This window comes from Sulfitobacter sp. SH24, from assembly GCF_965641895.1.
GTDB lineage: Bacteria > Pseudomonadota > Alphaproteobacteria > Rhodobacterales > Rhodobacteraceae > Sulfitobacter > Sulfitobacter dubius.
Genome location: NZ_OZ282575.1, coordinates 1,192,404 through 1,214,085, shown reverse-complemented (window position 1 = coordinate 1,214,085; position 21,682 = coordinate 1,192,404). Strand labels below are relative to the sequence as shown.

At 61.0% G+C, this 21,682-nt stretch carries 19 protein-coding genes; 9 read left to right on the top strand and 10 right to left on the bottom strand.

Features of this window, described 5'->3' with window-relative positions; all coding sequences use genetic code 11:
* Nucleotides 1–24 precede the first annotated feature (24 nt).
* Nucleotides 25–726, bottom strand: coding sequence for an SIMPL domain-containing protein (locus tag ACSQ16_RS08575; protein WP_243260942.1), 702 nt, complete (start codon nt 724–726; stop codon nt 25–27).
* 169 nt (nt 727–895) lie between these two features.
* Between ACSQ16_RS08575 and ACSQ16_RS08570 the strand changes: the two genes are divergently transcribed.
* Complete coding sequence (locus tag ACSQ16_RS08570; protein ID WP_243260943.1) at nt 896–3,772, top strand: hypothetical protein; 2,877 nt, start codon at nt 896–898, stop codon at nt 3,770–3,772.
* Between the two features lie 77 nt (nt 3,773–3,849).
* On the opposite strand, the gene hppD is transcribed toward ACSQ16_RS08570, so the two are convergent.
* A complete protein-coding gene (gene hppD / locus ACSQ16_RS08565; RefSeq protein WP_243260944.1) occupies nt 3,850–4,944 on the bottom strand; it encodes a 4-hydroxyphenylpyruvate dioxygenase in 1,095 nt (364 codons plus the stop codon).
* A 138-nt stretch (nt 4,945–5,082) separates the two neighbouring features.
* On the opposite strand from hppD, the gene ACSQ16_RS08560 reads away from it, so the two are divergent.
* Nucleotides 5,083–5,538, top strand: a complete 456-nt coding sequence (locus ACSQ16_RS08560) for an Lrp/AsnC family transcriptional regulator (RefSeq protein WP_093925774.1) — start codon at nt 5,083–5,085, stop codon at nt 5,536–5,538.
* Between the two features lie 18 nt (nt 5,539–5,556).
* Complete coding sequence (locus ACSQ16_RS08555; RefSeq protein ID WP_243260945.1) at nt 5,557–7,461, top strand: monovalent cation:proton antiporter-2 (CPA2) family protein; 1,905 nt, start codon at nt 5,557–5,559, stop codon at nt 7,459–7,461.
* A gap of 38 nt (nt 7,462–7,499) precedes the next feature.
* Here the strand turns inward: ACSQ16_RS08555 and cobT are convergent, their stop codons facing one another.
* The gene (gene cobT, locus ACSQ16_RS08550) at nt 7,500–8,513 is read right to left on the bottom strand and encodes a nicotinate-nucleotide--dimethylbenzimidazole phosphoribosyltransferase (RefSeq protein ID WP_243260946.1); all 1,014 of its coding nucleotides are present in this window, start codon (nt 8,511–8,513) and stop codon (nt 7,500–7,502) included.
* Nucleotides 8,514–8,592: 79 nt separating this feature from the next.
* On the opposite strand from cobT, the gene cobS reads away from it, so the two are divergent.
* Nucleotides 8,593–9,399 (top strand): adenosylcobinamide-GDP ribazoletransferase, encoded by an 807-nt coding sequence (gene cobS / locus ACSQ16_RS08545; protein WP_243260947.1) that lies wholly within the window; start codon nt 8,593–8,595, stop codon nt 9,397–9,399.
* A 54-nt stretch (nt 9,400–9,453) separates the two neighbouring features.
* Here the strand turns inward: cobS and ACSQ16_RS08540 are convergent, their stop codons facing one another.
* The 5 genes from ACSQ16_RS08540 to ACSQ16_RS08520 all read right to left on the bottom strand — a co-directional run bounded on the left by ACSQ16_RS08540 (nt 9,454) and on the right by ACSQ16_RS08520 (nt 14,610).
* Entirely contained in the window at nt 9,454–9,966 is a 513-nt protein-coding gene (locus tag ACSQ16_RS08540; RefSeq protein WP_093925770.1) for a CarD family transcriptional regulator, read from the bottom strand.
* A 314-nt stretch (nt 9,967–10,280) separates the two neighbouring features.
* Nucleotides 10,281–10,616, bottom strand: a complete 336-nt coding sequence (gene fdxA, locus ACSQ16_RS08535) for a ferredoxin FdxA (RefSeq protein WP_093925769.1) — start codon at nt 10,614–10,616, stop codon at nt 10,281–10,283.
* A gap of 52 nt (nt 10,617–10,668) precedes the next feature.
* On the bottom strand, nt 10,669–11,052 hold the full coding sequence (locus ACSQ16_RS08530) for an RNA-binding S4 domain-containing protein (protein ID WP_243260949.1): 384 nt from the start codon (nt 11,050–11,052) through the stop codon (nt 10,669–10,671).
* The gene (locus ACSQ16_RS08525) at nt 11,053–14,037 is read right to left on the bottom strand and encodes a helicase-related protein (RefSeq protein ID WP_243260950.1); all 2,985 of its coding nucleotides are present in this window, start codon (nt 14,035–14,037) and stop codon (nt 11,053–11,055) included. It abuts the gene before it with no gap.
* 15 nt (nt 14,038–14,052) lie between these two features.
* Nucleotides 14,053–14,610 (bottom strand): tetratricopeptide repeat protein, encoded by a 558-nt coding sequence (locus tag ACSQ16_RS08520; RefSeq protein WP_243260951.1) that lies wholly within the window; start codon nt 14,608–14,610, stop codon nt 14,053–14,055.
* 74 nt (nt 14,611–14,684) lie between these two features.
* On the opposite strand from ACSQ16_RS08520, the gene ACSQ16_RS08515 reads away from it, so the two are divergent.
* From ACSQ16_RS08515 to ACSQ16_RS08495, 5 genes are read left to right on the top strand one after another with little or no spacing between them, the layout of a single operon-like run.
* Nucleotides 14,685–14,975 carry an SCP2 sterol-binding domain-containing protein gene (locus ACSQ16_RS08515; RefSeq protein ID WP_243260952.1) on the top strand — a complete coding sequence of 97 codons (291 nt, stop codon included), beginning with the start codon at nt 14,685–14,687 and terminating at the stop codon, nt 14,973–14,975.
* A complete protein-coding gene (locus ACSQ16_RS08510; RefSeq protein ID WP_243260953.1) occupies nt 14,975–15,922 on the top strand; it encodes an alpha/beta fold hydrolase in 948 nt (315 codons plus the stop codon). The genes ACSQ16_RS08515 and ACSQ16_RS08510 overlap by 1 nt, the downstream gene beginning before the upstream one ends.
* A gap of 57 nt (nt 15,923–15,979) precedes the next feature.
* The gene (locus tag ACSQ16_RS08505) at nt 15,980–16,984 is read left to right on the top strand and encodes a ligase-associated DNA damage response exonuclease (protein ID WP_243260954.1); all 1,005 of its coding nucleotides are present in this window, start codon (nt 15,980–15,982) and stop codon (nt 16,982–16,984) included.
* Nucleotides 16,981–18,579, top strand: coding sequence for an ATP-dependent DNA ligase (locus tag ACSQ16_RS08500; RefSeq protein WP_243260955.1), 1,599 nt, complete (start codon nt 16,981–16,983; stop codon nt 18,577–18,579). The genes ACSQ16_RS08505 and ACSQ16_RS08500 overlap by 4 nt, the downstream gene beginning before the upstream one ends.
* Nucleotides 18,580–18,635: 56 nt before the next feature.
* Nucleotides 18,636–20,453: a M3 family oligoendopeptidase gene (locus ACSQ16_RS08495; protein WP_243260956.1), complete on the top strand. Its 1,818-nt coding sequence runs from the start codon at nt 18,636–18,638 to the stop codon at nt 20,451–20,453.
* An 89-nt stretch (nt 20,454–20,542) separates the two neighbouring features.
* Here ACSQ16_RS08495 and ACSQ16_RS08490 read toward each other — a convergent pair whose 3' ends face one another.
* Both ACSQ16_RS08490 and ACSQ16_RS08485 read right to left on the bottom strand, forming a co-directional pair.
* A complete protein-coding gene (locus ACSQ16_RS08490) occupies nt 20,543–20,812 on the bottom strand; it encodes a DksA/TraR family C4-type zinc finger protein (RefSeq protein WP_093925761.1) in 270 nt (89 codons plus the stop codon).
* Nucleotides 20,813–21,109: 297 nt separating this feature from the next.
* Complete coding sequence (locus ACSQ16_RS08485; protein WP_243260957.1) at nt 21,110–21,496, bottom strand: hypothetical protein; 387 nt, start codon at nt 21,494–21,496, stop codon at nt 21,110–21,112.
* Between the last annotated feature and the right edge of the window lie 186 nt (nt 21,497–21,682).

The following is a 21,682-nucleotide window of genomic DNA, read 5'->3' as shown; positions in this document are numbered from 1 at the left end:
GGGGGAACTTTCATCCAAGGCGGCCTACTGCCCCGGCGCAATCGCAAAGGTCATTGAGACCTCGGCCTGCACCTCGACCTCACCTTCGGCAATGGCACTATCCATCGCCATGCCCATGCGGGCTGCCTCGAACATTTTGGGCTGGGAGTGTGAATTTTCGGTCATGCGGATCAGCGTACCAAGCTTCACCCCCGCAGCCTCCGCCAATTGCCGGGCGCGTTCAGAGGCATCCGCAACAGCGGCTTTGCGCGCTTCGGCCAGCGCATCCTTGGGATCTTGAAGACCGAAGTCCAAGCCGTTGAAATCGTTCGCGCCCTCGTCGATCACCGCATCCATCATTGCGCCAAGACGGTCCAGATCGCGCACCTTGACCGTGACCGAGTTACCCGCTTGATAGCCAGTGATACGGGGCGGTTGGCCGTCTTCAACGGGGCGGCGGTCATGCACCGGGCGCAAATAGAACCGACTGGTCTGACGGTCCCTCGCGGCCACACCCTGCGCATCAAGCTGGGTGAGAATCGCAGCGACGGCTTCGGTCACCTTGTCCATCGCAGCCTTGGCGGTGGTGGCCTCTTCGGTAACGCCCAATGTGATCGTGGCCATATCGGGTGCGGCGGCGATACTGCCTTGTCCGGTAACGATAATGCCCTCTTCTGGCCCTTGCTGGGCCGAGACCATACCCGCCCCCGCCATCCACGCAAGCGCCACCCAGTTCATCAGTCGCATGTTCATCCCTTTCCGTGCTTTTATGCGCCGCCATTTGCCCACCCCATACCGCCACTGACAAGCACCCAAGCAGCGCACACCCTTCCCTTGGGCGAACTCCTGCTCTATCCTTTGCATTGACTGCGGTGCGCCTGTAAGTGCGCCCGACCCCATGCTAAAGTCATCTACGATGAAGCCGAATTTTACCCTTTCCCTGTCGTTCGACGGCATTCGTTTGCTCCACCGCACGGCGGGCGGCTGGCGGCTTGTTGGTGAAGTGGCGCTCGACAGTACGGATTTGCCCTCTGAACTCGCCGTTTTGCGCAAAACCGCCACGGCGCTTGATTCCGGTGGGCTGCGCAGTCTGCTGCTGATCCCCGACGCGCAGATCAAATATCTGACCATCGACACGCCCGGCGCGGACAGCGCCGCGCGCCGGGCCGCAGCAGCGGCTGCGCTCGAAGGGGCCACGCCCTATGCTGTGGCCGATCTGGTCTTTGATGTCAGCGCCGATGGCACGCAAACCCATGTGGCCGCCGTGGCGCGCGAAACCTTGGAGGAGGCCGAAGCCTTCGCGGTGGAGCATCGTTTCCATCCCGTCAGCTTTGCCGCCGCCCCTGCCGCCCACCCCTTTGACGGTGCGCCCCATTTCGGTGCGACCAAAGCTGCATCAGAGCTTTTGGAGCCTGGCGAATCCGTAGAACCTGAAGCCGCCGCTATCGTGATCACCGGCGTGATGAGCGCGCCAGAGGGACCGATTGCCGACACGAATGCAACGACCGCCGTCGCAGACGTGCCCGCAGCACAGCAGCCGGAGCCGGAGCTTGCCCCCACGCCCGAAGACACCCCTCCGCCGGTTGAAGAAGACCTGCCTGAATTGGCCGCGCCCGAACAAGCGCCAGACCCCTCGCATCCAGCCGAGCTAGAGGCGACCCCAGATGACGTGCCCCCGCCCCTTGTTGAAGACCTGCCCGATCTGGATGCGCCGGTAGAAACAGCTGAGGCGTCAGCCGGTTCGAAAGGGCCTGAATTGGCTCCAACGCCAGCGGAAACACCACCACCGCTGGAAGAGGATTTGCCAGAGCTTGACGCCCCTACGACGGGGGCCGCGGCTGATACGCCCGAAGAGCCCGAGGAAACGTCTCCGCCCGCGATCGGAAGCGTTGCGGCATCCGCAGCGCCCCTCGCTGCGGCTGCTAAGGGCGAAAGTGAAACCCCCGCACCGCCGACCGCTCGGCCGGAGCCTTCGCGCAAGGTGGATTTCTCGGCCCCGCCGTCGCGCAGCGCCCCGGCTGCGGGTTTTGCAAGCCGTCGCGGCGGAACGGACAATGCTCCGAACCTTGGCGGCGCGAGCCGGGCCACACCGCCGCCCCCGCCTGCTGCCAAACCAGACACCAAACCGAATGCGGGGCCGAACACGGCTCCCAATTCAACTCCTGCGCCCAGCACAGCCTCACTGCCAGTCGGTGCGCCATCCCCCGCTGCCGCCCCACTGGCGCCGCAGATGCCGGTTGAGCCTGCCACCGTCGAGGCCGCCACAGAGGCCGCAGCGCCCGCACCTGACAGCAGTTCGCTGACCCCCAATGCCCAGTCTTCGGTCGGCGGGTTCCTAAGCCGTCGCAAGCCCAAACCATCAAAAGACAGACGGTCAGCAGCCACCGCCCCCAACGCGGCCTCGCCCTCCTCTGAAGCCGAGCGGATGACCGTCTTTGGCGCGCGCCGACGTAACGAGGTGGGTGGCAAACCGCGTTTCCTTGGGCTGATCCTGACAGCGGCGCTTTTGGTATTTCTTGCTGGCGTGGCGGCGTGGGCGTCGATTTTCCTTGATGAAGGCAACGCGCTTTCGCGGCTTTTCGGTGATCGCAGCCCGCGCAGTACCGCCGAAGCTTTGGCCCCGGCTGATACACCGACAAGCGAAGACGCGATCACAGCGCTTCCTCCTGAGCCTACAGAACCCGATGCAATCGAAACCGCCGCATTGGACGCAGGCCTGACCGATGAAGACGGGGCCGTGCTCGACGCGCTGCGCGACCCCCAACCGCGCCCCATCACCGAGATGACAGAGGCCGAGATTGACGCCAAATATGCCACAACCGGCATTTGGGCGCGTGCCCCAGATGTGCCCCCGGCCCCTGCCGCAGCCATCGACATTGATGATCTTTACCTCACCAGCATTGACCCGATCAGCACCACGACCGACGCTGTGGCCCTGCCACCCGCCAGCGGTTTTGGCACGGACACGGCACCCGGCACGGTAAGCTCTCCTGCCGCTGCCGGAACAGTTTTTGCGCTGGATGCCCAAGGTCTGGTTAAGCCCACGGCCCAAGGCGCGATGAGCCCCGATGGGCATCTTGTCTACCTCGGGCGCCCCGCCGTAGAGCCCCCCGCGACATTAACCCGGCCAGAGGTTGCGCCGACCGCTCCAGAGGTCGACAACACCTTGGCAGAGACGCGCCCCCGCACGCGCCCCGACGATCTGGAAGAAACCAACGAACGCGCGCAGCTTGATGGGCTGACGCGCACTGAACTTGCAGGTCTGCGGCCGCAGTTGCGGCCCAAATCGGTTCAGGAAGAGGCCGAAGAAGCGCTTGCCGCCGCCGCGCCCGAAGTGGCGATTGACCCGATCGACACCAGCGATGCGGTTGCCGCCGCCCTTGCCCCGCTACCAGCGATCCAGAATGCCACGAAACAGGCCACCACCCAGTCGCGCCGTCCTGATACGCGGCCCCGCAACTTTGACCGTATCGTGAAACGCGCTGCACGCAGTCCCGAACCTGCGCAGGTTGCCAGCGTGGCCCCCAAAGCGGTGCAGCCCCGCTTCCCGTCGAAAACGTCGGTCGCGAAACAGGCCACGGTGAAAAACGCGATCAACCTGCGGGATGTCAATCTGATCGGGGTCTATGGCAAACCGTCGAACCGCCGGGCACTGATCCGGCTGAGCAACGGACGCTACCAGAAAGTCGAAGTGGGCGACCGCATTGATGGGGGCCGCGTTTCGGCAATCGGCGACAGTGAATTGCGTTATGTCCGCCGGGGCCGAAATGTCGTGCTGAGGATGCCGAACTAAGGTTACGTCTCAACGGCGCGCAATCAGCAAAAAGGGGCGCCAAAGCGCCCCTTGATCTCACAACCACCCTGAATGTTCTATGAGGCCTCAAGCTCGCCATTGTCGATCTGCTCTTGCTCGATCGATTCAAACAGCGCCTTGAAGTTCCCCTCCCCGAAACCGTCATCGCCCTTGCGTTCGATGAATTCGAAAAAGATCGGGCCAATCACGGTTTTCGAGAAAATCTGCAACAGGATGCGCGTCTCGCCCCCGTCGACGACACCTTCGCCGTCAATCAAGATGCCGTGTTTTTGCATCCGGTCCAGCGGTTCTTCATGGCCGGTCACGCGGTCCTTGCTCATCTTGTAGTAAGTCTCTGGCGGGCCGGGCATGAACTTTAGACCGTTGTCGGCGATCACATCGGTCGCGTTATAGATATCGCGCGCGCCCACGGCGATGTGCTGGATGCCCTCGCCGTTGTATTTCTTCAGATAGGCCACGATCTGCCCGGTCTCGCCGCGGTCTTCGTTGATCGGGATGCGAATGCGGCCACAGGGCGAGGTCAGCGCACGGCTGGTCAGCCCGGTAAACTTGCCTTCGATGTCAAAGAAGCGAATCTCACGGAAATTGAACAAATCGCCGTAGAACTTGAACCAGACGTCCATATTGCCCTTGTGGACATTATGCGTGAGGTGATCGAGGTAGTAGAACCCAACACCCTCGGGCTTGGAAGTGGCGATCCAGTCGTATTCCCAGTTATAGGGCGAAGTGTCGTAATACTGGTCGACGAAGTAAATCAGCGACCCGCCAATACCCATGATCGCGGGTACGTCCAGCACCTTGCCGTCGCCTTTATATTCCTCGGCGCCCTTAGCCACCGCATGGTCCAGCGCCTTTTGCGCGTCCACAACACGCCAGCCCATCGAAGGTGCGCAGGGGCCGTGTTCATCCACAAAACGTGCGGCAAAGCTGTCCGTGTCGTAATTCAGCACATAGGTAATGTCGCCCTGCTGCCAAAGCTCGATCTTTTTGGTTTTGTGATTGGCGACATGGGCATAGCCCATCTTGGTAAAGACATCGCGCAGCGCCTGCGGATCGGGGCTGGCAAATTCGACAAACTCAAAACCGTCGGTGCCTGCTGGGTTCTCGGGCGTGATGGTCGATTTAGGGGCGTCATGTGGGAAAGGACCCATGTCTGATCTCCTCTGCTTTGGGATTTCCTACATCCTACGCCCTCATCTTTGCGTAGGTTGCGCGTATTGCGGCGTCACTATGGTCAAATATGCTGAAGTGCCGCATACTGAAGTGAAACCACGCGGAAACCACGCATCATGCTGGATGATATTGATCGGCGGCTGCTTACGGCGCTACAGAAAAATGCCCATCTCACCGCACAGGAACTTGGTGAGCAGCTTAACCTTTCCCCCAGCCAAGCGGGGCGGCGGCGGCAACGGCTTGAGGCCGAAGGCTATATTCGCGGCTATCATGCGCGGCTTGATCCGGTGCAGATGGGGCTGAACGTTCAGGGGTTTATTCAAGTCCATCTGGGCACTCATGGGCCGGAACATTCGGCCAGCTTTGCCCGCCTCATGGCCACCCGTCCTGAGATTGTGAGCGCGTGGACGATGACAGGGGATGCGGACTATCTTTTGAGAGTATATTGTGACGATCTGCCGAGCCTTAACAGGCTTATTCACGATGTCCTTCTGCCACATCAGGCCGTCAGCCGGGTGCATAGCCAGATCGTCATGGATCAACTGAAACAGGACGGGCCGCTGCCCACCTGACCCTAAGAGAGGACCGCAATGGAAGGTTTCCTGTTCCAAGCTTCCGTTTATCTGGCCGCCGCCGTGATCGCCGTGCCGATCGCCGCTCGATTGGGGCTGGGGTCGGTTTTGGGCTATCTCGCCGCTGGTATCCTGATTGGCCCGGTGCTGGGCTTGGTCGGGTCCGAGACGAAAGACGTGCAGCATTTCGCAGAATTCGGCGTGGTGATGATGTTGTTCCTTATCGGCTTAGAACTGGAACCCCGCGCCTTGTGGGACATGCGGCATCGGCTATTGGGCTTGGGCGGTTTACAGGTGTTATTGTCGACAGCAGCGCTGATGGCAATCGCGATGGCATATGATCAGCCGTGGCGCGTGGCGCTGGCGATCGGCCTTACGCTGGCGCTCTCGTCGACTGCGATCGTGCTGCAAACCCTTTCGGAAAAGGGGTTAATGCGGACCCAAGGCGGCAGGTCGGTCTTTTCCGTACTGCTCACCCAAGATATCGCGGTGATCCCCATACTCGCTTTCCTCCCGCTTTTGGCGGCGGGTGTCTCTGGCGGGCTTCTGCCCGATGGCTCCATCTCTCTCAACGCGCAAGAGGTCGAGAACGCGCATCTCAGCACCGAGGCGCATGACGCGGCACATGCGGCGCAGACTTTCGTCCAAAGCCTGCCGGGTTGGGGCGTGACACTGGTCACTATCGGGGCCGTGGCAGCGATCATTCTGGTCGGCATCTACCTAACCCGCCCGGTGTTTCGCTATATCCACCTTGCTAAACTGCGCGAGATGTATACGGCGCTGGCCCTGCTGATCGTCGTGGGGATTTCATCGCTCATGACGGTGGTCGGGCTGTCGCCTGCGCTTGGCGCCTTCCTTGCTGGTGTGGTGCTGGCCAGCAGCGAGTTTCGCCATGAACTGGAAACCGACCTTGAGCCGTTCAAAGGTCTGCTGCTGGGGCTGTTCTTTATCACCGTGGGCGCGGGGATTAACTTTGTCCTGCTGTTCGAAAAGCCGCTGATCCTGATCTGTATGGCGCTTTTGGTGATCATCGTCAAAGCGCTGATCCTGCTGGTGCTGGGCCGCCTCTTTCGCCTCAAGGGACGCGATGGGTGGCTGTTCACGCTGGCACTGGCGCAGGCGGGTGAATTTGGCTTTGTGCTGGTCAGCTTCTCCATCGCCACCGGTGTCATGCCCGACCCAATTGCCGAAACGCTGCTGTTGGTCGTGGCGTTGACGATGTTGATCACGCCGCTGCTGTTCATCCTATACGACCTGATCAGCAAACGCATGGATGACAGCAGCCCTGTGATAGCGGATGAGATCGACAGCAGCGGCCCGGTAATCATCGCGGGCGTGGGGCGATTTGGCCAAATGGTGAACCGCATGGTACAGGCTAGCGGGTTCGAAACCGTCGTGCTTGATCACAACCCCGAAACCATCGCCGTCATGCGGCGCTTTGGTTTTAAAGGGTTTCTTGGCGATCCGACCCGTCCTGACATCCTGCGCAAGGCTGGACTGCCAGACGCCAGCGTGCTGGTGGTGGCCCTTGATGACCCCAAAGCGGCGGTTTCGCTAATTTCCTACGCACGCAAGGAGAACCCTTCCTTGCATATCGTCAGCCGCGCGCGGGACCGCGAAGAGGTCTACCGCCACTATCAAGCAGGGTCCAATGACATCGTTCGGGAAATGTTCGACAGTTCCCTGCGCGCCGGGCGCTATGTCTTGGAAAACATGGGGCTTTCCAACTTTGAGGCCAATGAGGCGCAAAAGCTTTTTTACGCGCATGACCGTTCGTCTGTGCGCGAATTGGCAGCGCTTTGGCGACCGGATGTGCCGCCCTCGCAGAACGCCGCCTACGTCGCCCGCGCCAAGGAACTGCAAAAAGACCTTGAGACGGCCTTTCTGAACCTCGGCGGAGAAAAAGCAGACGAAAGCACCTAAGCAAACTGCCCCTTCCTTCGGGGCCGTTCTGCGCCGTCTTATGCGTCGCTTACGCCTGCTTCGGCAAAGGTCGCCATGCCCGCGTGGCAGGCAAGCGCGGCCTTTAGGATGCCAATCGCCAGCCCTGCACCGGACCCTTCGCCAAGCCGCAGATTCAACTCCAGCAGCGGTTCTTTGTCCATCGCGCCCAACAGTCGGCGGTGGCCGCTTTCGGCGCTGAGGTGGCCCGCCACGCAGTGATCAAGCGCGCCGGGTGCTGTGCGCACAAGGCAAAGCGCGGCAGCACAACAGATGAACCCGTCAAGGATCACAGGAATGCGCAACTGACGCGCGCGGGCCATGGCCCCGGCCATCGCCGCCAGCTCACGCCCCCCCAACCGGCGCAGTGTTTCCAGCCCATCACCGTGGTCGGCATGAAGCGCGACACCTTCGTCCACAACCTTGGTTTTCAACAAGAGGCCCGCGTCATCGACGCCAGTGCCACGCCCTGTCCAGAACCTGCTTCCCCCGCCCAACAGCGCGCTGGCCAAAGCGGCGGCGGACGTGGTGTTGGCGATGCCCATTTCACCGACCACAAGCAGATCGGCATCGCTGTTCACCGCATCCCAACCGGCACACAGGGCATCCAAAAGCTCTGCGTCCGTCATCGCAGATGCAACGGTAAAATCTTGCGTCGGTTTGTCCAGTGCCAGCGGCACCACATCAAGGGTCGCTCCGTTCACCCGTGCGATCTGATTTATCGCAGCGCCCCCGTGCTGAAAGTTCGCCACCATCTGTGCCGTAACCTCTGCTGGAAAAGCCGAAACACCCCGTGCCGCCACCCCGTGATTGCCAGCAAAAACAATGATCTGGGGTGATGCAATCTCGACCTGCGGACCGCCGCGCCAGCCGCGATACCAAACCGCCAGATCCTCGAGACGGCCAAGCGCGCCGGGGGGTTTTGTCAGAATACCATTATGGGCACGCGCTTCCTCCATCGCCTCAGCGTCACATTCGGGCATAGACCGCAAAAGATTGCGAAATTCGGCGAGACTGGCGAGAGACGTGGTCATATGCTGCCCTTTGCGGATTGATATTTCTTCGTTTCTAGCCTTAGCCTGTCCCCGCTTAAAGTGCCGAAGGGGCGAATAAATGGCCATTTCCGACATCTCAGTCCTGAAGGGGGCCTTTCGCGCCCGCGACATTGCTGTGGCCTTTGCCCTACTGACCCGCCTGCCCTTGCCACATTTTCATTTCCCGACCGAAGCACACCGTCCCCCCGCGCGCAGTGCTTGGGCCTATCCGCTGGTGGGTATCGTGCTGGCCTTCATCGCGGGCGGCGTGGGGCTGGCCCTGACGCGGATGGGGGCCACCCCGCCGCTCGCCGCCGCATTCGTGCTGATTACCACCGTCATGCTTAGCGGGGCGATGCACGAAGACGGTCTGGCGGATTGTGCGGATGGGTTCTGGGGCGCTTGGACGGCAGACAAGCGGCTGCACATTATGAAAGACAGCGTAATTGGCACCTACGGCGTCGTGGCGCTGGTGCTGTCGTTGCTGCTGCGTTGGTATCTCATAAGCGAATTGATCACCGACGGTGCGCTCGTCTGGGCGCTGATCGTTGCCGCCTGCGGTTCACGTGCTGCGATGGTTTGGGTGATGGACAGCCTGCCCACGGTCCGCCGCGACGGGCTGTCAAATCGCACCGGCCGCCCCGGCGCATTGGCGACGGCAGTTGCGGTGCTGATCGGGGTGCTGCTCATCGTGGCGGCACCGGTCTATTCGGCATGGCGCTTGGCGCTTTTGGGGCTGGTCGCTGCGCTGTTGGTCCGGCAGATCGCCAAGCGCAAGATCGGCGGACAAACGGGCGACGTATTAGGTGCAACGCAGCAAGTAACAGAGATCGCCCTGCTGATCGGTTGCCAAATGATGGCCTATGGCTGGCAGGCCATTCCCTAACGAAAAACCGCGCCCCCCGAAGGGACGCGGCTTGTTCTTAGCTCAGCGATGCCCTTAAGCGGCGACGCGGCTTTCCAGCACATCACCGACCTGTTTCGCAGCAGCCAGTTCATCCCCACCGGACACGGCGGCCACTTCGCGGGTCAGACGCTCAAGCGCGGCTTCGTAAAGCTGACGCTCAGAGTAGCTTTGCTCGCGCTGGTCGTCGGTGCGGTGCAAGTCGCGCACGACCTCGGCAATGGCAATCAGATCGCCGGAGTTGATCTTTTGCTCATACTCCTGCGCGCGGCGGGACCACATGGCGCGTTTGACCTTGGCCTTACCCTTGAGGGTCTTCATCGCGTGGTTGATCACGTCCGGCGTGGACAGCGCCCGCATGCCGATCTCGGTCGCTTTATGGGTCGGCACCCGCAGCGTCATCTTGTCTTTCTCAAAAGAGATCACGAACAGCTCCAGCTTGATGCCGGCCACTTCCTGCTCCTCGATCGAGACGATCTGACCCACGCCATGCGCAGGGTAGACGACAAACTCATTCGGGCGGAAATCAAGCTTCTTCGATTTGGTCATATAGATCGCTCCTTGGCGCGCGGGGGATACCCCGCCATTAACTCAGACACCTGAACAGCACGTAAAACGCAGGCGAAGCGCAGCCTAAGCGGCGTGCGTTCGGGTGCGTCTGATCTAGAAATGTGAGGTCAACCTTGGCAGCAGGGTCGAAACATTATCAGGCTCGTGTGTTACAGCTTGAAGATAGCATAGCACAGAATCACGCCTTCCGAAAGCTACCCCAAGATCAACTTGGTGAATTTCCGGTCGTTTCAGCAGTTTAGCGCGCGTTCTATCGGTATTAAGACGCCCGGCAGAACCGAATCAGCGAAAGATCAGCCGCCCTCGCCCGGTTTTTCCGAGAAGAGCTCCATTTTGCCATCTTTCCCATCCATTTCCTCTGCCTCGGGCAGCGGATCTTTCTTAGTGATGATGACAGGCCAAAGCTCGGAATATTTCCGGTTAAACTCCACCCACTTCTCCATATCCGGCTCAGTGTCCGGACGGATGGCATCCGCGGGGCATTCCGGTTCGCATACACCGCAGTCGATGCATTCATCGGGGTGGATCACCAGCATGTTCTCGCCTTCGTAGAAGCAATCCACCGGACATACTTCGACGCAGTCGGTGTATTTGCAGGCGATGCAGGCGTCATTCACGATATAGGTCATGCGGGAAACTCTGGCTGGGTGTATGGAGGACTAGCTAAACCGGTGCGCGGGATCATTCAAGGTAGCGCGCCTTAGAAAGATCAAGCTGCCTACGGTCACGCTTGGTCGGGCGGCCCTTTCCCTCATATCCGGGATTTTCGGGCAGTATGTCCTTTGGTTTCGGCTGTGGCGGGGACAGCTCGGTGTAAAGCATTTGTGCTTCCGGCGCGGGACCACGGCGCTGGCCGATGGCTTCGATCCGGATCACCCGAACGTGATCGCCCTGCGCGAAGGTCAATACATCACCGGGGCCCACATTGCTGGCGCGTTTTTGCGTGGGCGTACCGTTGATCCGCACCGCGCCGCCCGCCACCTGAGTGGCAGCGAGCGAACGGGTTTTGAAAAAGCGGGCGTGCCACAGCCATTTGTCCAGCCGCAGTTTCGCGCCCGCCTCCACTTACTTGTCGTCCTTCAGCCCCATCAGCGCTGCCGCAAAGGGGTTGTCGGGGTCGATCTGCTTTTCCTTGCGTGGCGGACGGGCCGAGAAGTTCTGCGCCTTGCCACCCTTGTCGCCACCGGGCTTGCGCCCTTTGCCCTTGGCAGGCTTGCTACGCGGCTTCCCCTGTCCCTGGTTGCGATCACCGCCGCGCCGGCCACCACCTGCATTGCCACGCGGGCTGCGCGCCCATGTGAAGATGTAGTAGGTTTCCATCTCCGGCCCGGCGACATCGGCGTCGGGGGCTGTGCTCTGCGGGATTTCTTCCGCTGGCACTTCGGGAATGTCGGCCTCAACCTCAGTGTGTTCTGCTGCAACGTCGGCCATCGGCGCGATACCGTCGTCAGGCATCTGTGCCACGTCCGCCGGGCGGTCATCGGGGTTGGTTTCATCCAAGGGGGTCTCAATGATACCGCCCGCTGGCTCTTCCGCTGCCACATCCATGATCGGCTTATCCGCCGCGTCATCCGCCGCGAGATCACTGTCGAGCTTTTCAGGGACGTTGGTATCTGCAGAAGCATCCATCGCATTATGGCTGCCGTCTTTGGGCATCACCACATCGACAGGCTTGACCTTAGTGCGCCCGTCTTTCTCAGCCTTATAGCCAAGCCCCTCCATCAGGTCAGCGAATTGCTCAAGCGTCATGCCGGTGATCGAGAGCATGTCGGGTTTGGCCTCAAATCCGCCACGAGAATCCTCTGCGCGCAGCATATCTGCCAGACGCTCTAGCATATCAATGCGGATCGCGCGTTTGCCTGCATTGCGGTAGCCCGACATCGTATCGGCCCCTTCGGGCGCGCCCGCTTCAACGGGGATGGTCACCAGACCGGGAGGGGGCGATTCAGGGAATTCGTTCAGCCCTTTGGTCAGCGACCACAGCACCAAGCGCAGACGGGTCGGCGCGGGCTTCAGCATCAGCGGCATGAAGATCGTGAACTGACCAAAGCGAATGCCATGTTTGCGCAGCGCGCCACGGGCGTCTTGGTCGAGCGACTTCACATCCTCAGCCACCTGAGCGCGCGGCAGGATGCCAAAATTTTCCACCAGTTGAAAAGCAAAACCTCGGGCCAAGCCGGTCAGCGTCTCATCTTTGCTGAGCCCCAGAAGGGGTTCGAACAACGCGGCGATTTTGCGGTCGATGAAGTGTTGCAGACGGCGCTTTACCTTTTCCGCCACTTCGGGACCGGCGATATCGTCCACGAAAACCTCGACCTGCGGCTTCAGCGCGTCGCTGCCAGCGGTCAATTTACCCACCGCAGCGCTCCCCCACATCAGGCCGCCCTGTTCGGTAAAATCAATCTCGGTATCGGGTGCGTTGTAGAACCGGTCGGCACGCAGATGGAACTGCGGAGCCAAGGCCTGCAATGCGGCGGTTTTCACCGTCTTGTCCTCGGCCGCGCCCGCGCCCTTGTCCACCCGAAAGCGGAACCCGTCCAGCTTGCCTACAAATTCACCTTCAACGGTGACTTCACCGGTCTCGTTTACATCGGCCACCATGGCTTCCTTCTGTCCAAGCCGGCGCAGCAATACGGATGTGCGCCGATCTACAAATCTTTGAGTCAAACGCTCGTGCAGAGCATCCGACAAGCGGTCTTCTACGACACGCGTCGTGTCGCGCCAATGGCTTTCGTCCTTTGTCCAGCCCTTGCGCTGTGCAACGTAGGTCCAAGTGCGAATAAACGCGAGTCGTTTGGACAACGCATCAATGTCGCCATCGGTTCGATCAATTCTCTTGATTTGTCGGGCGAGCCAATCGTCGGGGATATATCCGCGCTGGTGCAGGTCGTTAAAAATGGTCTCCAACAGCCCCGCATGTTCGGCATGGCTGATGCCGCGGAAATCGGGAATGCGGCAAACATCCCAGAGCAAGCGTACGGACGCGCCGTCGGTCGCGCGGGCAAAAACTTCGTCGACCTGCGCAAGCGCCTTAAGCGCCTTCAAGTCGTCGGACTCGCGCGCCCGAACAAGGCGCTCGTCCTCTGGGGGCATCTCCAAGGTTTGGATCAGTCGATCGATACTGCCAAATTGAAGCGCGTGGTTGCGCCAATTCACCTTGTTTTGAGGCGTAAAATTATGGTCCATGATCGCCCGCGCCACCCCGTCATCAAGCGCAGGCGCATCGCCGGTGGTGCCGAATGTGCCCGACTTGAACCCACGCCCTGCCCGGCCCGCGATCTGCGCCAACTCATTGGGCGCAAGTGGACGCATCCGCCGCCCGTCAAACTTGCTAAGCGCCGAGAAGGCGACGTGATCGACATCAAGGTTAAGCCCCATTCCGATGGCATCGGTGGCGACCAGATAATCGACCTCTCCGTTCTGGTACATTTCAACCTGCGCATTGCGCGTGCGCGGGGAAAGCGCGCCCATCACCACCGCTGCACCGCCCTTTTGGCGGCGGATCAGCTCAGCGATGGCATATACATTCTCAACCGAAAAGCCGACGATTGCGCTACGCGGCTTCATCCGGCTTATCTTTTTCTGACCAGAATAGACCAATTCGCTCATCCGGTCGCGGCGCATGAAGTCGACCCCCGGCACCAGCGCCGCGATGGTGCCGCGCATGGTGTCGGACCCCATGAACAGCGTCTCATGCAGGCCACGCGCCCGCAGCAAGCGGTCGGTGAACACATGGCCCCGCTCGGGGTCGGCGCAGAGCTGGATCTCATCAATGGCCACGAAATCCGCGCCCATCTCTTGGGGCATCGCCTCAACCGTGCAGACCCAATACTGCGTGCGCGGCGGCACGATCCGCTCTTCGCCCGTGACCAGCGCCACGACCGAGGGCCCGCGCGCCTTGACGATCCGGTCATAGACCTCACGCGCCAACAGCCGCAGCGGCAGGCCGATCACCCCGGTCCGGTGCGCCAGCATCCGCTCGATTGCATAGGTCGTCTTACCGGTATTTGTCGGGCCGAGAACGGCCACGACGCGCTTGTTGCCTGCCACCTGTTTATCCTTGAATTAAAGCTCGCGTCCGATGCCGTCCCGGCGCAGCCCCTCAAGGGCCGACCGAGCGTCTTCGTGATGCGGGTTGAGGGCCAGCGCTTTGCGGTACATCTCCGCCGCACGGCCCAGATCTCCGAACTCCTGTATCATCACGGCAAGGCCAAAGATCGCGTTGTAATTGTCGGGGTTCAGCGCCAGCGTCCGCTCCAGATCATCCAGCGCGGGACCATAGAGGTTGGCCGCATAATAGGCCTGCGCCCGCGTGTGGAACCCTTCGGCAAAACCGGGCGCGTGATCGGTCAGCGCGGTCAAATGCTCAATCGCCTGCCTTGTATCGCCATTGGCCATCGCCTCCCGCCCCCGTGACAGCAGCAAATCCATCGCAGCCGAACCGGAGCGCTGCCAATGCGCTTCGACTTCATGGGCGATTCTAGAGGCTTCGGCCGCAGGGGCCTCGCGCAGCTTTTGCATAAGCTCGGGCGGGGCCATTTCGGCCACGGCCATGCCCGCAAGCAACACAAAGCCACCAACTGCCGCAACGGTATGTTTGAGGTTGACGGGTATGATGCGCATAACAAAACTGAATGTAACAGGCTGCCGCCGCAATTCCAGACGTAGCGGGGCCAAATGCCAAAAAAGGGCGAGCGATGAGCGATATTGTGAACGAAGCGGTTGTGGTGCTGAACGAAAAGCTGGCCGGCAGTGATTTTGACGGCACGGCCAAGTTCGACATCGAAGGTGAAGGCACCGTGATGATGAACGAAAACGGCGCCCGCGCCGCTGACGAAGAGGCCGACGTGACGCTGAGCGCCGACGCCGAAACCTTCCAATCCATCCTCGAAGGCGACACCAACCCGACCTCCGCATTCATGACCGGCAAACTCAAGATCGACGGCGACATGGGCATGGCGATGAAGCTCGCCGCTGTTCTCGGCTGATGCAGCTAGACCCGGCCCCGCTTTACACCGATATCGCCCCCGGCCCCGATGGGGGCCAAGCCCATTGGGCCGAGACATCGGATGGCAAGCGGATCAGGCTGGGTCATTGGCCCAGCGCGGGCGCGCGGGGCACGGTGCTGCTCTTTCCCGGGCGTACCGAATACATTGAGAAGTACGGGCTTTGCGCCGCCGACTTTGCACGGCGCGGCCTTGCCACCATGGCGATCGACTGGCGCGGTCAGGGTCTGTCGGACCGGCTTTTGCCGGATGCGCGCATTGGCCATGTGGATGTTTTTAGCGACTATCAAAAAGACGTTGCCGCCATGCTGCGCGCCGCGCGCAGCCTGAACCTGCCGCGCCCCTATTTCCTGCTGGCCCACTCCATGGGCGGCTGCATCGGCCTGCGCGCCGTGATGGAGGGGTTGCCGGTGCAGGCCGTCGCTTTCACGGGCCCAATGTGGGGCATCTATGTCGTGCCGCATCTGCGCGCGCTGGCGTGGTCCTTGGCGCAGTTCATGCCCCGGGTCGGACAGGGCCACCGCCTACCGCCGGGCACCAAGATCGAAGCCTACCCCGCCATCGCCCCTTTCGACGACAACCTGCTGACCACCGATCCGCAGATGTACGACATGATGCGCGATCAATTGGTCGCGCATCCGGAGCTGAGCCTTGGAGGCCCCAGCTTTGTCTGGCTGCGCGAGGCGTTGGCCGAGACGAAGCACCTCGCCGGGCGGTCTGCGCCCAACATTCCTTGCGTCACCTACCTTGGTAGCAACGAGCGGATCGTCGCCACCGACCGCGTCCATAAGCGCATGGCACAGTGGAAAGGCGGGCGGCTTGAGATTGTGCCGGGCGGCGAGCATGAGGTGCTGCTGGAGAGGGCTGATCTGCGCAAGCCGATCTTCGACGGGCTGGAAAAGCTCTATCTGGGCAATATCACCGGTTAGCCCCCAGCCCGCGTCATTTTCCTGTGCAATCCGCCCGCGCCGCCTAGATAGCTTGGCATGACACGCGAACCCGTTCTAAGCTTCACCGAAAACGGCATCTACTGTGCCGCCGGTGACTTTTATATCGACCCTTGGCGCCCCGTTGACCGGGCGTTGATCACCCATGGCCATGCCGACCATGCCCGCGACGGGATGGGCAGTTACCTTGCCACCCACGCGGCCCTGCCCGTGATGCGCCACCGCTTGGGCGAGATCGCCATCGAGGGCATCGCCTATGGCGAGAGGCGGCAGATCGGCGGGGCCACGGTCTCTTTCCACCCGGCGGGCCATGTGCCCGGCAGCGCGCAGATCAGGGTTGAGGTCGGCGGAGAGGTCTGGGTCGCGTCGGGCGATTACAAGGTGATCGACGACGGCATGTCAGAACCCTTCGAGCCGGTTCGCTGCCACCATTTCATCACCGAAAGCACCTTCGGCCTGCCGGTCTTTCGCTGGGAATCGCAGGCCGAGGTGGCGGGCCAGATCAACGACTGGTGGGCGGGCTGCAAGGCCGCTGGAAAGACGGCTTTCCTCGGGGCCTATTCGCTGGGCAAGGCGCAGCGGCTCCTGTCGATGCTCGATCCCGCGATCGGACCGATCCTGACCCATACGGCGGTGGAAAATACCAATGCGGTGCTGCGCGCACAGGGCATCACCCTGCCCGAGACAACGCTTGTGACGCCCGACCTCGCCCCCAAAGACCACCCCGGCGCGTTGGTGCTGGCGCCGCCCTCGGCCTTAGGCAGCCAATGGGCGCGGCGCTTTGGACCGCAGGAGAGCGCCTTTGCCTCGGGCTGGATGGCGCTGCGCGGGGTGCGCAGACGGCGCGCAGGGGATCGGGGGTTTGTCATCTCGGACCATGCGGATTGGCATGGGCTGCTTTGGGCGATCCGCGAGACTGGGGCGGAAAACATATATGTAACACATGGTTACACCGATATCTTCACGCGATACCTGAACGATCAGGGCTGGAAGGCCGAAGTCGTGCCGACCCAGTTCGAGGGCGACGGAGGCGACAACGAATGAAGAATTTCGCCGCCCTCTTCAACGCCGTCGACCAGACCACCAAGACCACGGTGAAAGTGGCCGCGCTGGCCGAGTATTTCACCACGGCCGCCGAGGATGACCGGCTCTGGACCGTCGCGCTCTTCTCGGGCCGCCGCCCGAAGCGTGCGGTGACGACAACGCGCCTGCGCGAATGGGCGTCTGAGGCGTCCGGCGTGCCGCTGTGGCTGTTTGAGGACAGCTACGCCATTGTCGGGGACTTGGCCGAAACCATCGCATTGGTCCTGCCCCCGGTCGACAGCACCGACACCGGGACGCTGACTTCTTGGATTAACGCCCTGCGCGGGCTGAAAAAGGAAGACGACACTGCGCGCAAGGCTTTTGTTCTGTCCGCATGGCAGCAACTCGGCGGCACCGAACGCTTTCTCTTCAATAAGCTCATCACCGGCGGTTTTCGCATCGGCATCAGCCAAAAGCTGATGACCCGCGCCCTGTCCCGCGCCAGTGGCCGTCCCGAGCCGGAAATGGCGCACCGCTTGATGGGCAACTGGCACCCCGATGACGTGACATGGCACAGCCTGATTGAGGCCGAAGACGCCAGCGCCGACGCCTCGCGCCCCTACCCTTTCTACCTCGCCTATGCATTGGAAGACGGACCGGAAGCCCTAGGCACCCCCGAAGACTGGCGCGCGGAATGGAAATGGGACGGCATCCGCGGGCAGCTTATCCTGCGCGATGGCGACTATTTCGTCTGGTCACGCGGCGAAGAACTGATGACCGACCGCTTCCCCGAACTCGCCCGCGCTGCCGACCACCTGCCGCCGGGCACGGTGCTTGATGGCGAATTGCTCGTCTGGCAGCCGGGGGCGGAATTTCCCTCATCCTTCAACGCGCTGCAAGCCCGCATCGGACGCAAGACCGTGCCGAAAAAGCTGCTGAAAGAAGCCCCCGTGGTGCTGCACGCTTACGACCTGCTGGAATGGCAGGGCGAGGACATCCGCGACCGCCCCTTTGCCGAGCGGCGCGCGCTGCTGGAACAGGCCGCCGCCGATCTGCCCGTAGACGCGCCCGTGCGCCTCTCGCCGCAACACCAGTTCACCGAGTGGGCTGAATTGGCCGTCCTGCGCGAGACCGCCCGCGAGGCGCAGGCTGAAGGCTTGATGCTGAAACGGGCCGACAGCCCGTATCTCTCGGGCCGCAAAAAAGGCGACTGGTGGAAATGGAAGCTCGACCCGCTGACCATCGACGCGGTGATGATCTATGCGCAATCGGGCTCGGGCCGCCGGGCGAACCTTTTTACCGATTTTACCTTCGCGGTCTGGAACGGCAATGATCTGGTGCCCTTTACCAAGGCCTATTCGGGCCTCACAGACGTCGAATTCCGCCAGATCACCGCATGGGTGCGCAAGAACACGCAGCAACGCTTTGGCCCCGTTCGCCAAGTTACCCCGCACCATGTCTTCGAGATCGCTTTCGAGGGCATCCAACCCAGCCCGCGCCACAAATCCGGCGTCGCCCTGCGGTTCCCGCGTATGCTGCGCTGGCGCAAGGACAAGCCATTGCAAGAGGCCAACACGCTGGATGACCTGAAAGAGATGCTGCGCATCTACGGATAGGTTGTTCCGGCCCGCCCGGAGGCATAGATGTGACGAAACGCAAATGAGGTACACCGATGTTTCAGCTTCCCTTCCCGCTTCACGATGCCAACGCCAGTGCCGGGGGCAAGGACCTCGGCGATCTGCCGGAATGGGATCTGAGCGACCTTTACACCGCCGAAGATGCGCCCGAACTTAAACGCGATCTCGATTGGCTGGAAGAAGCTTGTGCAAGCTTTGCCACCGACTACGAAGGCAATTTGGCCGGGCTAGACGCCAAAGGGCTGCTGGACTGTGTGCTGCGCAACGAGAAAATCAATCAGGTCGCCGGGCGCATCATGTCCTATGCGGGGCTGCGCTATTACCAGCAGACCACGGACTCGGGCCGCGCCAAGTTCATGTCCGACATGCAGGAAAAGATCACCGACTACACCACTCCGCTGGTGTTCTTTACGTTGGAGTTGAACAAACTGCCGGATGCGCATCTCGCCGATCTGCTCGACCAAGACCCCGATCTCGCGCGCTATAAGCCCGTTTTCGACCGCATTCGTGCGATGAAACCTTACCAACTGTCCGATGAGATGGAAAAATTCCTGCACGACCTCGGCGTCGTCGGCGACGCATGGGAGCGGATGTTCGACGAGACCATCGCAGGGCTAGAGTTCGAGGTCGACGGCGAGACGCTCACCATCGAAGGCACGCTGAACCTGCTGACCGATCCCGACCGCGCCAAGCGTGAAGCCGGTGCACGCGAACTGGCCGAAGTGTTGGGCAACAACATCCGCACCTTCGCCCGTGTGCACAACACGCAGGTGAAAGAGAAAGAAGTGCTGGATCGCTGGCGCGGAATGGAGACACCGCAAACGGGTCGCCACCTGAGCAACCATGTTGAGCCAGAAGTTGTAGAAGCGCTGCGCAATGCGGTTGTTGAGGCCTACCCAAAGCTGAGCCACCGTTACTATGAGTTGAAGCGTAAATGGCTGGGGCTGGACGTCATGCAGGTCTGGGACCGCAACGCGCCACTGCCAATGGAAGACCCCAAGATCGTCGATTGGGCGCAGGCCGAGGACATCGTGATGGAGGCCTATTCCGCCTTTGATCCGCGTATGGGCGATATTGCGAAGCCATTCTTCACCAAGGGCTGGATTGACGCAGGCGTCAAACCGGGCAAGGCGCCTGGCGCTTTCGCGCATCCGACAGTGACCAACGTCCACCCCTATGTGATGCTGAACTACTTAGGCAAACCGCGCGACGTGATGACGCTTGCGCATGAGTTGGGCCACGGCGTGCACCAAGTTCTGGCCGCTGATCAGGGCGAGATGCTGTCATCCACCCCATTGACCTTGGCCGAAACGGCCTCTGTCTTTGGTGAGATGCTGACCTTCCGCAAGATGCTCGACAAAGCCAAAACCCAAGCGGAACGCAAAGTGCTGCTGGCGGGCAAGGTTGAGGACATGATCAACACGGTCGTACGCCAGATCGCCTTTTACGACTTTGAATGCAAACTGCACGAGGCGCGCCGCAGCGGAGAGCTCACCCCCGACGACATCAATGCCCTGTGGATGTCTGTGCAGGCCGAGAGCCTCGGGCCAGCATTCGAATATATGGAGGGGTATGAGACCTTCTGGGCCTATATCCCGCACTTCGTCCACTCGCCCTTCTACGTCTATGCCTATGCCTTTGGCGACGGGCTGGTGAATGCGCTATATGCGGTTTACGCAGAGGGTGAAGAAGGCTTTGAGGACAAATACTTCGACATGCTCAAAGCAGGCGGATCAAAGCACCACAAAGAGCTTCTGGCCCCCTTCGGGCTTGATGCATCTGACCCGGCATTTTGGGACAAGGGGCTTTCGATGATTTCTGACATGATTGATGAGCTTGAGGCGATGGAGTAACGCCAAGCCGCTGTTATCGTTGCAAGAGGGCCGTCTAAGCGGCCCTCTTCACCCCCCAAGCGCCCTATCTACTGCGCTCAAGGCTAACCTCACTTCAGCTGACTATCTTTCGATCCGCGCCGGTTAATTCCGCCGCGCATCTGATGCTGGCCGTCGCGCTCGCGTACGCAGTCGATACACAGCTTCACCCCGGGCAACGCGATGCGACGCGCTTCGGGGATCGGTTCTTCGCATTCGGCACAATGGGTCAGGCTTTCGCCCACCTGCGCGCGCCGCGCCTTCATCCGCGCCAACTCGTCTGAGATCGACGCCTCAATCTGTTCGCTTACCGCGCCATCGCGCGCCCATCCACCAGCCATGTCACACCCTCCTATCGGGGAAATTTGTCGGTTGATTGTCTTTGATATGGGTCCAGCGCCCGTCACGTCACGCATTTATTCACGCCAAACGCAAAGCTCGCCCGCTGCTATTTCAAGAGATGGGGCGGCCCCTCCGCAATATCAAGATCATCCTCGCCGGGCTGCGCGCGGTGGTTTGTTGGCGATCAACGGATATTCTTGACTTTGTGCCAGTCGGCATCTTCTCTCAGATGACCCTACCCCCATAAAAAAAGCACCCCCAAATGGGGGTGCAGTCGCTAGGCATGGGGCGTTGCGTTAAGCAGCACGCAGGGTGATATCTGCTCTGTTGAGACGGTCGAAAAGGACTGATAGGTTAACGGCGCTTTGGATTAGCCTTTGGCGCAGGTCTTTGCGCTGGCCGCTACCACCCAATGACACGCTTGCCCGAAGGCAGACGGTGCGGGGCGGCTCGGACGGATGGCGCATGTAGGTCACCTCGACCATCGCCTCGACTCTACCGAAATCGCGAGCGTAATGAACCTTGCGAAAACGCGCCTCAGAAACGGTATAAGGCACTGGGGCTTCACAGGAAGTATGGAAAACGTCAACGGGATCAAAGGTGCGTCTGCGCCGGATGATGTCACCTGCGGTAAGGGGCATGATGGGGACAGATGAATCTTGTACGGTGGGGCGGTTGTGCATGTCTGATCCTTCTCTCAAGCGTCGTTGTTATATCTTCCCTTCTTATGAGCAGTCGCTTTGCCTCAATGGAACCAAGGCCGCCCAAGATGTATACATGTTGTCGAGCTCAATTAAGGCAAGAATAAGGCGACAATTGGCCGAGAATGGGGCAATAGCATAGTTTTACGATATTCTGCGCTGAAACCT